This is a genomic window from Streptococcus sp. 27098_8_23 (assembly GCF_041432195.1).
In the GTDB taxonomy this organism is placed as follows: domain Bacteria; phylum Bacillota; class Bacilli; order Lactobacillales; family Streptococcaceae; genus Streptococcus.
The window spans coordinates 86,913-100,306 of the sequence record NZ_JAPVZF010000004.1; the positions used below are offsets into that span (position 1 = coordinate 86,913).

Annotated in this window: 11 protein-coding genes and 1 riboswitch; of the genes, 7 read left to right on the forward strand and 4 right to left on the reverse strand. The window is 44.3% G+C overall.

The annotated features are described in order from the left end of the window. Nucleotides 1–37: 37 nt before the first annotated feature. Nucleotides 38–1,321 carry a trigger factor gene (gene tig, locus O3652_RS07055; protein ID WP_084943323.1) on the forward strand — a complete coding sequence of 428 codons (1,284 nt, stop codon included), beginning with the start codon at nucleotides 38–40 and terminating at the stop codon, nucleotides 1,319–1,321. A gap of 47 nt (nucleotides 1,322–1,368) precedes the next feature. Here the strand turns inward: tig and O3652_RS07060 are convergent, their stop codons facing one another. The 3 genes from O3652_RS07060 to rnhC form a co-directional block, all read right to left on the reverse strand. Further along, nucleotides 1,369–3,738 carry an ATP-dependent RecD-like DNA helicase gene (locus O3652_RS07060; RefSeq protein ID WP_371590202.1) on the reverse strand — a complete coding sequence of 790 codons (2,370 nt, stop codon included), beginning with the start codon at nucleotides 3,736–3,738 and terminating at the stop codon, nucleotides 1,369–1,371. 129 nt (nucleotides 3,739–3,867) lie between these two features. After that, entirely contained in the window at nucleotides 3,868–4,482 is a 615-nt protein-coding gene (gene lepB, locus O3652_RS07065; RefSeq protein ID WP_001083991.1) for a signal peptidase I, read from the reverse strand. Between the two features lie 3 nt (nucleotides 4,483–4,485). Next, the gene (gene rnhC / locus O3652_RS07070; protein ID WP_371590203.1) at nucleotides 4,486–5,367 is read right to left on the reverse strand and encodes a ribonuclease HIII; all 882 of its coding nucleotides are present in this window, start codon (nucleotides 5,365–5,367) and stop codon (nucleotides 4,486–4,488) included. Nucleotides 5,368–5,453: 86 nt separating this feature from the next. Here rnhC and zapA point away from each other — a divergent pair, with 86 nt between their 5' ends. The 6 genes from zapA to O3652_RS07100 all read left to right on the forward strand — a co-directional run bounded on the left by zapA (nucleotide 5,454) and on the right by O3652_RS07100 (nucleotide 12,096). Next, nucleotides 5,454–5,756 carry a cell division protein ZapA gene (gene zapA, locus O3652_RS07075; RefSeq protein ID WP_000002028.1) on the forward strand — a complete coding sequence of 101 codons (303 nt, stop codon included), beginning with the start codon at nucleotides 5,454–5,456 and terminating at the stop codon, nucleotides 5,754–5,756. Further along, nucleotides 5,753–6,301, forward strand: coding sequence for a CvpA family protein (locus O3652_RS07080; protein WP_371590204.1), 549 nt, complete (start codon nucleotides 5,753–5,755; stop codon nucleotides 6,299–6,301). The genes zapA and O3652_RS07080 overlap by 4 nt, the downstream gene beginning before the upstream one ends. A gap of 100 nt (nucleotides 6,302–6,401) precedes the next feature. Beyond that, nucleotides 6,402–8,738 carry an endonuclease MutS2 gene (locus O3652_RS07085; protein WP_371590205.1) on the forward strand — a complete coding sequence of 779 codons (2,337 nt, stop codon included), beginning with the start codon at nucleotides 6,402–6,404 and terminating at the stop codon, nucleotides 8,736–8,738. Between the two features lie 168 nt (nucleotides 8,739–8,906). Beyond that, a riboswitch (glycine riboswitch) is annotated at nucleotides 8,907–8,995 on the forward strand. Between the two features lie 89 nt (nucleotides 8,996–9,084). Continuing rightward, nucleotides 9,085–10,407, forward strand: coding sequence for an alanine/glycine:cation symporter family protein (locus tag O3652_RS07090; protein ID WP_371590206.1), 1,323 nt, complete (start codon nucleotides 9,085–9,087; stop codon nucleotides 10,405–10,407). A gap of 130 nt (nucleotides 10,408–10,537) precedes the next feature. Next, the gene (locus O3652_RS07095; RefSeq protein WP_000206775.1) at nucleotides 10,538–11,086 is read left to right on the forward strand and encodes a carboxymuconolactone decarboxylase family protein; all 549 of its coding nucleotides are present in this window, start codon (nucleotides 10,538–10,540) and stop codon (nucleotides 11,084–11,086) included. 110 nt (nucleotides 11,087–11,196) lie between these two features. Further along, the gene (locus O3652_RS07100) at nucleotides 11,197–12,096 is read left to right on the forward strand and encodes a TDT family transporter (RefSeq protein ID WP_371590208.1); all 900 of its coding nucleotides are present in this window, start codon (nucleotides 11,197–11,199) and stop codon (nucleotides 12,094–12,096) included. Between the two features lie 23 nt (nucleotides 12,097–12,119). Here O3652_RS07100 and serS read toward each other — a convergent pair whose 3' ends face one another. Beyond that, the gene (gene serS, locus O3652_RS07105; RefSeq protein WP_371590209.1) at nucleotides 12,120–13,394 is read right to left on the reverse strand and encodes a serine--tRNA ligase; all 1,275 of its coding nucleotides are present in this window, start codon (nucleotides 13,392–13,394) and stop codon (nucleotides 12,120–12,122) included.

The window sequence follows — 13,394 nt, forward strand, 5'->3', positions numbered from 1 at the left end:
AGACTGTATTTAAAAAATTTTAAGGAGAAATGACAGAATGTCTGTATCATTTGAAAACAAAGAAACAAACCGTGGAGTCTTGACTTTCACTATCTCTCAAGACCAAATCAAACCAGAATTGGACCGTGTATTTAACTCAGTAAAGAAAACTCTTAACGTTCCTGGTTTCCGTAAAGGTCACCTTCCACGCCCTATCTTCGACCAAAAATTTGGTGAAGAAGCTCTTTATCAAGATGCAATGAACGCACTTTTGCCAAACGCTTATGAAGCTGCAGTAAAAGAAGCTGGTCTTGAAGTGGTTGCGCAACCAAAAATTGACGTAACTTCAATGGCAAAAGGTCAAGACTGGGTTATCACAGCTGAAGTCGTGACAAAACCTGAAGTAAAATTGGGTGACTACAAAAACCTTGAAGTATCAGTGGATGTAGAAAAAGAAGTAACTGACGCTGACGTTGAAGAACGTATCGAACGCGAACGCAACAACTTGGCTGAATTGGTTATCAAAGAAGGCGCTGCTGAAAATGGCGACACTGTTGTCATCGACTTCGTTGGTTCTATCGACGGTGTTGAATTTGACGGTGGAAAAGGTGAAAACTTCTCACTTGGACTTGGTTCAGGTCAATTCATCCCTGGTTTTGAAGACCAATTGGTTGGACACTCAGCTGGCGAAACTGTTGATGTAGTTGTAACATTCCCAGAAGACTACCAAGCAGAAGACCTTGCAGGTAAAGAAGCTAAATTCGTAACAACTATTCACGAAGTAAAAGCAAAAGAAGTTCCAGCTCTTGACGATGAACTTGCAAAAGACATCGACGAAGAAGTGGAAACTCTTGACGAATTGAAAGAAAAATACCGCAAAGAATTGACTGCTGCGAAAGAAGAAGCATACAAAGATGCTCTTGAAGGTGCAGCAATCGATAAAGCTGTAGAAAACGCTGAAATCGTAGAACTTCCAGAAGAAATGATCCACGAAGAAGTTCACCGTTCAGTAAATGAATTCCTTGGAAACTTGCAACGCCAAGGGATCAACCCTGACATGTACTTCCAAATCACTGGAACTACTCAAGAAGACCTTCACAAACAATACGAAGCAGAAGCTGAGTCACGTACGAAGACTAACCTTGTTATCGAAGCAGTTGCCAAAGCTGAAGGATTTGACGCTTCAGAAGAAGAAATCCAAAAGGAAATCGAGCAATTGGCAGCAGACTACAACATGGAAGTGGCTCAAGTACAAAACTTGCTTTCAGCTGACATGTTGAAACACGATATCACTATCAAAAAAGCTGTTGAATTGATTACAAGCACAGCAACAGTAAAATAATCTTAAAAGAGAAAAAGCCCACCTGACTAGGTGGGTTTTCTGATGCACTATTTTCCAAAAATCTCTTTAAGGTCTGCGTCTGTAATCCCAATCATAGCGGGAATACTAGACCAGTTTTCCTCGGTGAGGATGTGGGATTGTTCAGAGTCACTTGCTGTGGCAGTTTCAGAGAAGGCTTGTTTACTTTCTTCAATATTAGTTTCAATTAAATCACTGAAACGCTCAATCAGATAGGTCTTGCGAGCAGTTCCAATATGCTTGACTGCATAGTCAAAGGCCTGTAATTCACCTAGTAAGATAAGTTTGCTTTTGGCGCGTGTAATGGCTGTGTAGATGAGATTTCGCTCCAGCATGCGCTTGCTAGCACTGGTGATGGGCAGGATGACAACAGGAAACTCACTTCCCTGAGACTTATGGATACTCATGGCATAGGCTAGTCGAATCTTGTACCATTCGTTACGTGGGTAGATGACCTCATTGCCATCAAAATCAATGACAATCTCGTCTTGTTTGGACTCGGTGTATTTTCCAGGAATCAGGTCTGTGATGTAGCCTAGGTCTCCGTTAAAGACATTGACTTCAGCGTCGTTGACTAGGTGAATAACCTTGTCCCCTGTTCGATAGTGACACTGAGTTGCTTCAAAGCTCACTTGCCCCTTTTGCTGAGGATTGAGCAGGTCTTGCATGAGTTGGTTGATGGCGTCAATACCAGCAGTTCCTCGATACATAGGCGCTAGCACCTGAATATCGCGAGCCGGAATGCCACTTCTGAGGGCAGCGCCGAGGATTTTCTCAATGGTAGCTGGGATATGGCCACTAGCGATTTCAAAGTAGGAACGGTCTGCCTTTTTCTGGGTAAAGTCAGCTGGCAAGATGCCTTGTCGAATTTGACTCGCCAAGGTAACGATAGTTGATTCCTCGCTCTGACGGTAAATCCGTTCTAAGCGAGTCTGAGGAATCAGGGGTATCTGGAGCAGGTCAGCCAGGACTTGTCCGGGACTAACAGACGGTAGCTGGTCGCTATCACCTACGATGAGAATTTTACTGTTAGAAGAGATATTGGAGAAGAGTTGGTTGGCTAGCCAAGTATCCACCATAGAAAACTCATCCACGATGATGAAGTCGGCATCCAGATAATCTTCCAGATGACTGGTATCATCGTCTCCCGTCATCCCCAAATGACGGTGTATGGTCGCGCTAGGCAAACCTGTCAATTCATTCATGCGCCGAGCCGCTCGACCAGTTGGAGCAGCGAGAAGAATCGGCAGGTTGCTTTTCTTCCTGAGATCGAGTCCTTCAAGCAGGGCATAGACAGCGATAATCCCATTGATAACAGTCGTCTTACCAGTACCAGGTCCACCTGTCAGGATAAAGACCTTGTTCTGGATAGCGTCGCAGATAGCCTGTTTTTGAATGGTATCGTACTGGATACCAAGCTCTTCCTCAACACTGGCGATATGCTTTTGAATGGTTTCTAGATCCTGACTTTGTTTCTTTCCTTTTTCAAGGATACGAACCAAGTGACTGCGAATGCCTTCTTCAGCGAAAAAGAGGCTGTTATCAAAGATTTTGGTATCAATCTGCTGAACCTTGTCTTCTTCGATCAAATGAGCTAATTCCTGAGCTACTTGGCTGGGATCCAGTTCCACGGGACGGGAAGATTCGAGGAGAGTCAGGGTCTGTTCCAGCAAATCTCGGGCTTCCATATAGGTATCACCCGTATCCATACATCCCTGAAAGAGACTGTGGACAAGGCCAGCACGGAAGCGTTCGGGTGCCTGACTTTCGATGCCTAGTTCGGCAGCCAATTGGTCAGCAATGGTAAAGCCCAAACCCTTGATATCTTCAACCAGTTGGTAGGGATAATTTTCAACCACATCGAGGGTTTCTTCCTTGTAAAAGTCTTGAATTTGAAAGGCCAGTTTATTGGGAATGCCGTAGTTAGCTAGTTTTGCCAAGACCATTTCTGTCCCATAGTTGAGACGGAGGGTGGAAACAAAAGCCTCACGGTTTTTTGCAGAGAGTCCTGCAATGCTTTCCAGCTTTTCAGGATGCTCCAGAATTTCGTCTATGGTATTGTCACCGTAGCTATCAACGATTTTTTGGGCCGTTTTGAGACCAATTCCCTTGAAATGACTGCTAGAAAAGTACTTGACGAGGCCCTTACTAGTTGGTTTTGCGCGTTCATAACGGTTGATCTGAAGCTGTTCCCCATACTTGGAGTGCTGAACGATTTGCCCCCAAAAAGTGTAGTCTTCCCCTTCAATCACGTCCGCCATGGTTCCGGTGACGATGATTTCAAAATCGTCAAAGTCCTCCGCATTGGTATCTTCGATATCTAGGAGGAGAATACGATAAAAATTACTGGGATTTTCAAAAATAATCCGTTCAATGGTGCCTGAAAAATAAACTTCCATAGGTTTCCTTTACATGAGTTCGTGAGAGTCGTACCCTTAGCTTCTTTCAACAAGCTAGGAGACTAAAAGGTCTTTTTCTCGCAATAGAAAAAGAGGCTGAGACTTAGCATTCTCGGCCTCTTCCTTATCTTAAAAAGTTCCGATACGGTTAAGTGGCCAGAAACGGAATTTTGCTTCGCCCTTGATATCGCTGGCCTTGAAGGTACCGACATGGCGGCTGTCGCTAGAGACTAGACGATCGTCACCAAGGAGAAGGTATTCGCCTTGAGGGACAGTAAAGCTGAATCTGGTGTTGGAATTGACATCGACCGTAAAGGCTTGTGCTTTTTGAGCAAGTTCTCTAAAGTAAACTCCCTTATTGCCTTCAAATCCTTTTCCAGTATAGGTGTTTTGCAACTTTTCTGTTTTGAACAAGTTGAGGTACTCAGCTAGGTAGGGTTCATTCGTTTCTTCACCGTTGATAAAGAGTTTGTCATTTTCGTAGCGGATGGTATCACCAGGCATACCGATAACCCTTTTGACAATGTCTTTATTTCCGTCTTCCTCATGCGCAACCACGATGTCGAAGCGGTCAATTGGGAGGTGTTTAACAACGAAGAGAACTTCTCCGTCAGCTAGGGTAGGGTCCATAGAGTGTCCTTCCACACGGACATTGCTCCAAAGAAAGATGCGGCTAAGACCGACCAGTGCGATAATCAGGAAGAAAACTCCCCATTCTTTTAGAAATGTTTTAAACGAATTCATAATTTACCTTTCTAGAAGTGCTTTGGCTTTTTCAGTGTTTTTAAAATGCAGTTTGGCACAGAAATGAAGTCCTTTCATGCCATAGGCTTGAAGGATTTTGCTGGCAACTTTATCAGATGCAGTTCCAGCGCCACTTGGCAGTTGGTAGCCCAGTTCTCGTCCAAGATTTTCCAAGTTTTCGAGGAAGAGATCACGCGCAATGATGGAGCTAACCGCAACAGCCAGGTATTTTCCCTCAGCTTTTTCTTCCAAAGTGATCTTATTTGGAAAACGGTTGGCTTCTTGCGCCAAGTACTTGTCATAGTTTTTAGGACTTGTAAAAGCATCAATGACAATTTTTTCTGGCTGGACTCCTTTTTGAAGCAGGAGAAAAATAGCCTGATTGTGAAGGGCAACCTTTACAGAAACAGCATTGTAACGCTCTCCGATAACTTCGTTGTACTTGCTCGGTGAAAGGAGGAGCGCTTGGTGCTGGACCTTTTCTTTAAGGATAGGGGCAATCTGACGAATCTTTTGGTCTGTCAGAGTCTTAGAATCCCCTACACCGAGTTTTCGCAAGAAGTCGTGCTGGTCAGGTGTCACGAAGGAAGCCACGACAGCCAGTCCACCAAAGTAGGAACCATTTCCCACCTCATCGGTCCCAATCATAGGAAAATCTTGTCCCCTAGTTTCCTCTACAACTTGATGGCCAAAGAAACTGGCGTATTGCTCAGCAGCTTCGCCCTGGAGGAGAACTTTTCCAGAAGTATAGATGGAAACCGTTGCCTGAGGCAGTCTCAAAAAATAGCGAATATAGGGATTTTTACTAGGACTGAGAGCCTTCTGATACTGACTTAAAAAACTCTGAATTTTCTCTTCACTTGGTGTGAGTGTGATACTTGCCATAGTCTCTATTGTACCACAAAAGCAGGAGAATTGGTAAAAACTGACAAAGTTAGCGAAATTTGGTATAATATCGTGAGGTGAATTTTATGGCAAATCTAAATCGATATAAGTTTACATTCGGGAAAAAGACATTAACCTTGACAACCGAGCATGACAACCTCTTTATGGAGGAAATTGCCAAGGTTGCGACTGAAAAATACCAAGCAATTAAAGAACAAATGCCTGGGGCGGATGATGAAACCATTGCGCTTCTTTTGGCGGTCAACTGTCTGTCTACACAGCTCAATCGTGAAATTGAATTTGATGACAAGGAGCAAGAGTTGTTAGAACTCCGCCACAAGTTGATTGCTGTTAAACAAGAACAGAGCAAGATTGAGGACTCCTTATGATTTCAATCCTACTCTTATTGGTTCTGGCTTGGGGCTTTTACATCGGCTACCGTAGAGGCTTGGTCCTGCAAGTTTATTATTTCCTCGTTGCAGTGATTTCAGCCTTTGTTGCGGGACAGTTTTATAAATCACTGGGCGACCACTTCCACTTGCTTGTCCCTTATGCCAATCCTCAGGAAGGACAGGGAACCTCTTTCTTCCCTTCAGACCAGCTGTTTCAGCTAGACAAGGTCTTTTATGCGGGCCTAGCCTACCTTTTAGTTTTCGGAATTTGTTATAGTATCGGACGTTTTGTCGGTTTGTTCCTGCACTTGATTCCAACTAAAAAGCTCGATGTCAAATGGTTGCGTATCGGATCAGGCGTTTTGTCGCTATTGGTAACCTTATTTGTCTTGCAAATGGCTCTGACCATCCTTGCAACAGTACCTCTGGCAGTCATTCAAAATTCACTCGAAAAAAGTATAGTAGCCAAACACATCATCCAAAGTGTCCCTTTTACGACAAACATTATCAAACAACTCTGGGTGACAAATTTAATCGGATAAAAAGGGCGGGATTTTTCCTAGCCCTTTGTTTACAGATTGGAGGACTAGGTCAAAACATCTAGTTGTTATAATCTTGTAAACAAGCATACAAGGAAAGAATATGAATACAAAAATACTAGAAACCTTAGAATTTAATAAAATCAAAGCCTTGTTTGAATCTCATCTCCTGACAGAACAAGGGCTAGAGGAGTTAAAAGCCTTGGCTCCAACTGCCAAGGCGGATAAGATCAAGCAAGCCTTTACAGAGATGGAGGAAATGCAAGCCCTTTTTGTGGAGCAACCCCACTTTACCATCCTAGCGACACGTGAGATCTCAGTGGTTTGCAAGCGTCTGGAGATGGGGGCGGACCTCAATATCGAGGAGTTCCTGCTCCTCAAACGGGTCTTGCTTGCTAGCAGAGAGTTACAAAGTTTTTATGCCAATCTCGAAAACGTACGCTTGGCCCAGTTGGCGAGATGGTTTGAGAAACTCCATGATTTTCCACACTTGCAAGGGAGTCTACAAGCCCTCAATGATGCTGGATTTATCGAAAATTTCGCCAGCGAAGAACTAGCGCGCATTCGTCGGAAGATTCATGATAGCGAGAGTCAGGTTCGAGATGTCTTACAAGCCTTGCTCAAGCAAAAAGCGCAGATGTTGACGGAAGGGATTATCGCTAGTAGAAATGGCCGTCAAGTCTTACCCGTCAAGAATACCTACCGCAACAAGATTGCAGGTGTTGTCCATGACATCTCTGCCAGTGGAAACACGGTCTATATCGAACCCCGTGAGGTCGTGAAACTGAGCGAAGAAATCGCTAGTCTGCGCGCTGATGAGCGCTATGAGATGATTCGCATCCTGCAGGAGTTATCGGAACGGGTCCGTCCTCATGCTGCAGAGATTGCTAATGACGCTTGGATTATCGGCCATTTGGACCTGATTCGTGCTAAGGTTCGCTTTATTCAAGAAAGACAAGCAGTCGTTCCTCAACTTTCAGAGAACCAAGAGATTCAACTCCTTCATGTTCGCCATCCTTTGGTCAAAAATGCTGTTGCAAACGATGTACACTTTGGTAAGGACTTAACGGCCATTGTCATTACAGGTCCCAATACAGGTGGGAAGACCATCATGCTCAAAACCCTGGGTTTGACTCAACTCATGGCCCAGTCAGGCTTGCCCATTTTAGCTGATAAGGGGAGCCGTGTTGGTATTTTCGAAGAAATCTTCGCAGATATTGGGGATGAGCAGTCTATCGAGCAAAGCTTGTCGACCTTCTCGAGCCACATGACCAATATCGTAGATATTCTTGGCAAGGTCAACCAACACTCACTTTTACTCTTAGATGAGCTTGGCGCAGGTACCGATCCGCAGGAGGGAGCAGCCCTTGCTATGGCTATTCTGGAGGATCTTCGTCTGCGTCAGGTCAAAACTATGGCGACGACCCACTATCCAGAACTCAAGGCCTACGGTATTGAGACAGCCTTTGTGCAAAATGCCAGCATGGAGTTTGATACAGCCAGTCTGCGCCCGACCTATCGCTTTATGCAGGGAGTTCCTGGCCGAAGCAATGCTTTTGAAATTGCCAAACGCCTAGGACTGTCAGATGTCATCGTCGGGGATGCCAGTCAGCAGGTCGACCAAGATAATGACGTCAACCGTATCATTGAGCAATTAGAAGAGCAAACGCTTGAAAGCCGTAAACGCTTGGACAATATCCGAGAGGTGGAGCAAGAAAACCTCAAGATGAACCGAGCACTCAAAAAACTTTACAACGAGCTCAATCGTGAAAAGGAAACTGAGCTTAACAAGGCGCGTGAACAAGCTGCGGAGATTGTGGAACTAGCGCTAGCTGAAAGCGACCAGATCCTGAAAAATCTTCACAGTAAGTCTCAACTCAAGCCCCATGAAATCATTGAAGCCAAGGCTGAGCTGAAAAAATTGGCTCCTGAAAAAGTCGACTTGTCTAAAAACAAGGTCCTTCAAAAAGCCAAGAAAAAACGAGCTCCAAAGGTGGGAGATGACATCGTGGTTCTCAGTTATGGCCAACGAGGAACCTTGACCAATCAGCTCAAGGATGGCCGTTGGGAAGCCCAAGTTGGTTTGATCAAGATGACCTTGGAAGAGAGAGAATTTGACCTTGTTCAGGCTCAGCAAGAAGCCCCAGTCAAGAAAAAACAAGTCAATGTCGTCAAACGTGCTTCTGGTCGTGGTCCGCAAGCGAGACTGGATCTCCGAGGCAAACGGTACGAAGAGGCCATGAATGAGCTGGACGCCTTTATTGACCAAGCCCTGCTCAATAACATGGCGCAAGTCGACATCATCCATGGTATCGGAACAGGTGTCATTCGTGAGGGCGTCACTAAATACCTACAAAGAAACAAGCATGTCAAGAGTTTCGGCTATGCTCCACAAAATGCTGGAGGCAGTGGCGCTACCATTGTGACCTTTAAAGGATAGAGAGAAGAAGGATTCGCTCTTTCTGAAAAAAGAAATGAAAAGTCAAAAATTTTCATAGAAAATATTGACAAAGGCTAACTTTTCTTGTAGAATAATAAAAAATAAAATACCAACACCGAATGAAGTTTAATAGAAGTGGAGAAAGGTTTGTTTTCCATGACTGTAAATGGACGGAACTCTGGAGAGACCGTGAAGGCACCGAAGGGGCAAGGCAGGCAACTGCTCAAACTCTCAGGTAAAAGGACAGAGCTAGGATAGACCACTTTTTGGCATTTATCTAAGCATTCCAGAGTACATGTATCTTACATGTGCTCTTTCTTTTGGGGTTGAAAGATAGGAGTAGGATATGTTAGAATTGCTTAAAGCGCTTGATGCTTTCGTTTGGGGGCCTCCCCTCTTGATCTTATTGGTCGGAACGGGTATCTATTTGACCATCCGACTAGGCCTTTTGCAGGTGGCTCGTCTCCCTAAAGCCTTTCAGTTGATCTTTACCAAGGATAAGGGGCATGGCGATGTGTCGAGCTTTGCTGCTCTCTGTACGGCTCTAGCAGCCACAGTTGGTACGGGAAATATCATCGGGGTCGCGACAGCCATTAAGGTTGGTGGACCAGGGGCCCTCTTTTGGATGTGGATGGCAGCCTTCTTTGGGATGGCGACCAAGTATGCCGAAGGCTTGCTGGCCATCAAATACCGTACTAAGGATGCAAATGGAGCTGTAGCTGGAGGACCCATGCATTACATCCTTTTGGGGATGGGAGAAAAGTGGCGTCCACTTGCTATCTTCTTTGCCCTAGCGGGTGTATTGGTAGCCCTCCTAGGGATTGGTACCTTTACCCAAGTCAATTCAATTACAGAATCCATTCAAAATACAGCCCAAGTTAATCCAGCTATCACGGCTCTGATTTTATCCATTTTTGTAGGGATTGCTGTCTTTGGTGGCCTCAAATCCATATCAAAAGTTTCGACAGCAGTGGTTCCTTTTATGGCTATTGTCTATATTTTAGGAACTCTTATAGTTATTCTCTTTAATATCGAGAAAGTCCCAGCTACACTTGCTCTCATCTTTACTTCAGCCTTTAGTCCAGTTGCTGCGGTAGGTGGTTTTGCAGGTGCCAGCATTCGGATGGCTATCCAAAATGGTGTGGCGCGAGGAGTCTTTTCTAACGAATCTGGTCTTGGTTCTGCTCCCATCGCAGCGGCTGCAGCTAAGACAAATGAACCAGTCGAGCAAGGCTTGATTTCCATGACAGGAACCTTTATTGATACCCTCATTATATGTACGTTGACTGGTTTAACAATCTTGGTAACTGGGGTTTGGAGCGGTGATTTAAATGGGGTTGCTTTGACTCAGTCAGCCTTTTCAACAGTTTTTTCACATTTTGGCCCCGCCCTCTTGACCATCTTCCTTGTACTCTTTGCCTTTACGACGATTCTCGGATGGAACTACTACGGAGAACGCTGTTTTGAGTTTCTCTTTGGCGTTCGCTTTATCTGGCTCTATCGAGTGGTCTTTGTGCTCATGGTCTTGTTGGGAGGATTTATCGAGTTGGATATGGTCTGGATTATCGCAGATATCGTCAATGCCTTGATGGCTTTACCAAACTTGATTGCCCTCTTAGTCTTGTCGCCAGTCGTCATTGCTGAGACTAAAAAGTATTTTAAACACTAACCCAATCACACTTTTAGTGTGATTTTTTCATTTCATAGACATTTCCTATCAAGGCGATTGAAAATATATATTATCCAAGGGGAAAATTCTATGATAGACTAAATGACAATAAAATGAAAAGAGGTTTCTTATGACAACATTTACCATCCACACAGTAGAATCAGCACCAGCAGAAGTAAAAGAAGTTCTTGAAACAGTACAAAAAGACAACAACGGCTATATTCCCAACCTAATCGGTCTCTTGGCTAATGCTCCTACCGCGCTTGAAGCCTACCGAACTGTCGGAGCCATCAACCGTCGCAACAGCCTGACACCAGTAGAGCGTGAAGTAGTGCAAATCACAGCTGCTGTAACCAATGGTTGTGCTTTCTGCGTCGCAGGTCATACAGCCTTTTCAATCAAACAAATCCAGATGAATGATGATCTCCTCCAAGCTCTCCGCAACCGCACTCCAATCGAGACAGATCCAAAACTAGATACTTTAGCTAAGTTTACCTTGGCGGTCATCAATACCAAAGGGCGTGTAGGAGATGAAGCCTTGGCTGAATTTTTGCAAGCTGGCTACACGCAACAAAATGCCTTGGATGTGGTTCTCGGTGTTAGTCTTGCCAGTCTTTGCAACTATGCCAACAACCTAGCCAATACGCCTATTAACCCAGAATTACAACCTTATGCCTAGTTCGAATCAGAAAGAAAAAATGAAGACTGAGCAATCCAGTCTTCATTTTTCTATGCTATTTTAAGCGCTTTTATGCTATACTAATAATAACATGATTATTGGAGGCTCGGATGAAAAAGCTCCCCTTGGTATTTTCTGGCTGTTTATTAGGTTTAGCAGGTGCAGGAAATCTGATCGCTGATACTTGGCCAGTTCTGTCGCATTTATTGAGTCTGATTGGTCTAGTGTTGTGGATTTTCTTTCTGATTCTTCATCTTTTTAATTGGGAAGAAACCAAGCAAGAATTGACCAAGCCCCCTCTTTTATCAGGGATGGCCACTTTTCCTATGGCTGGGATGATTTTAGCGACCTATGTCTTTCGCGTATTCCCTGCTCTTCCTTTGCTAGCACAAGGGATCTGGTGGTTTTCATTTCTCTTGGATTTGACTTTGATTGCTACTTTTACCATCAAATTTGCCTGTCCAGATAGGAGGGTCAATGCGACTCCAAGCTGGACGGTACTCTATGTGGGGATAGCAGTAGCAGCCTTGACCTATCCTCTTGTCGGAATCATTGAAATTGCCTATGCGACCTTGAGTTTTGGTTTTGTCTTGACCTTCTACCTCTATCCCCTTATTTATAGCGATTTAAAGAAAGACCCACTTCCACTAGCCTTGCTTGGACAGGAAGGAATCTACTGTGCTCCCTTTTCTCTACTCTTGGCTTCCCTAGTTCGAGTTGGAGGAGCAGACCTACCGATTTGGCTCTTGATCGTCATGATTTTGGCATCTCAGTCCTTCTTTTTCTTTGTTTTAACTCGCCTACCCAATATTTTAAAACAAGGATTTCAACCAGCCTTCTCAGCCCTCACCTTTCCAACCATTATCACAGCTACTTCGCTCAAGATGGCTCAGGGAATTTTGAAACTTCCATTTCTGGATTATCTGGTATTGGCTGAAACCGTTATTTGCCTCACTATTTTATTCTTTGTCTTGGTTGGTTATCTGATTTGGTTACGAAAAAAGGTCTAGCTAGAAATAGCTAGGCCTTATTGTTATGGTTTGATAACTTCAGCTCCACCCATGTATGGACGAAGTGCTTCTGGAATGGTTACAGAACCATCTTCATTTTGGTAGTTTTCAAGAATAGCAGCAACTGTACGTCCAACTGCAAGTCCAGAACCGTTCAAAGTGTGAAGGAGTTTCACCTTGCCATCGGCTTCATCACGGTAACGGATTTGGGCACGACGGGCTTGGAAATCTTCTGTATTTGAACAGCTTGAGATTTCACGATAGGTATTTTGGGCTGGAATCCAAACTTCCAAGTCGTAAGTCTTGGCAGCTGAGAAGCCCATATCTCCAGTAGAGAGCGCAACGACACGGTATGGAAGGTTGAGTTTTTGAAGAATATTTTCAGCGTTGACTGTCATTTTTTCCAATTCTTCGTATGATTCTTCTGGTTTGGCAAATTTGACCATTTCAACCTTGTGGAATTGGTGTAGACGGATCAAACCACGAGTATCACGACCAGCAGACCCAGCTTCTGAACGGAAAGATGGGCTCATAGCGGTAAAGTAGATTGGTAGATCTTTACCGTCAAGGATTTCATCACGGTAGTAATTTGTCAAAGGCACTTCAGCTGTAGGGATGAGGACATAACTAGTGTCTTTCAATTCAAAAGTATCATCCTTGAATTTTGGATAATTTCCGGTACCAAACATAGAGTCATGGTTAACCATGTAAGGCGTGATGACTTCCGTATAGCCCTCTTTACCATGCTCATCCAACATGAAGTTGTAGATAGCACGTTCCAAACGAGCTCCAAGCCCTTTATAGAAGAGGAAGCGAGCTCCTGTTACTTTTCCACCACGTTCCCAGTCAAGGATACCCAAGTCTTCACCAAGATCCCAGTGAGCTTTTGGCTCGAAGTCAAACTCGCGTGGAGTACCCCAACGGCGAACTTCCACATTGTCATCTTCGTCAGCCCCAACAGGAACGCTGTCAGCAGGGATGTTTGGAAGAGTAGTGGTAAATTCTGTCAATTTAGCATCGATGTCCGCTAATTCAGCATCCAAGGCTTTGACTTCAGCAGATAGGGTTTGCATTGCAGCAATCTTGTCATCGGCATTTTCCTTGTTGCGCTTAGCTTGGGCAATCTCTGCAGAAACTGTGTTACGTTCTGCTTTGAGAGTTTCAACCTTGACCAAGATGTCACGACGTTTAGCATCGATTTCTTTCATCTCATTTAAGATAGCAGCATCTACACCACGTGTAGCTAATTTTTCAGCGACAGCATCAAAATCTGTGCGAATACGTTTAATATCTAACAT

Coding starts and splice junctions, on each gene's coding strand:
- tig (WP_084943323.1), top strand. CDS start 38: ATGTCTGTATCATTTGAAAACAAAGAAACAAACCGTGGAGTCTTGACT.
- O3652_RS07060 (WP_371590202.1), bottom strand. CDS start 3,738: ATGGAAGTTTATTTTTCAGGCACCATTGAACGGATTATTTTTGAAAAT.
- lepB (WP_001083991.1), bottom strand. CDS start 4,482: ATGAATTCGTTTAAAACATTTCTAAAAGAATGGGGAGTTTTCTTCCTG.
- rnhC (WP_371590203.1), bottom strand. CDS start 5,367: ATGGCAAGTATCACACTCACACCAAGTGAAGAGAAAATTCAGAGTTTT.
- zapA (WP_000002028.1), top strand. CDS start 5,454: ATGGCAAATCTAAATCGATATAAGTTTACATTCGGGAAAAAGACATTA.
- O3652_RS07080 (WP_371590204.1), top strand. CDS start 5,753: ATGATTTCAATCCTACTCTTATTGGTTCTGGCTTGGGGCTTTTACATC.
- O3652_RS07085 (WP_371590205.1), top strand. CDS start 6,402: ATGAATACAAAAATACTAGAAACCTTAGAATTTAATAAAATCAAAGCC.
- O3652_RS07090 (WP_371590206.1), top strand. CDS start 9,085: ATGTTAGAATTGCTTAAAGCGCTTGATGCTTTCGTTTGGGGGCCTCCC.
- O3652_RS07095 (WP_000206775.1), top strand. CDS start 10,538: ATGACAACATTTACCATCCACACAGTAGAATCAGCACCAGCAGAAGTA.
- O3652_RS07100 (WP_371590208.1), top strand. CDS start 11,197: ATGAAAAAGCTCCCCTTGGTATTTTCTGGCTGTTTATTAGGTTTAGCA.
- serS (WP_371590209.1), bottom strand. CDS start 13,394: ATGTTAGATATTAAACGTATTCGCACAGATTTTGATGCTGTCGCTGAA.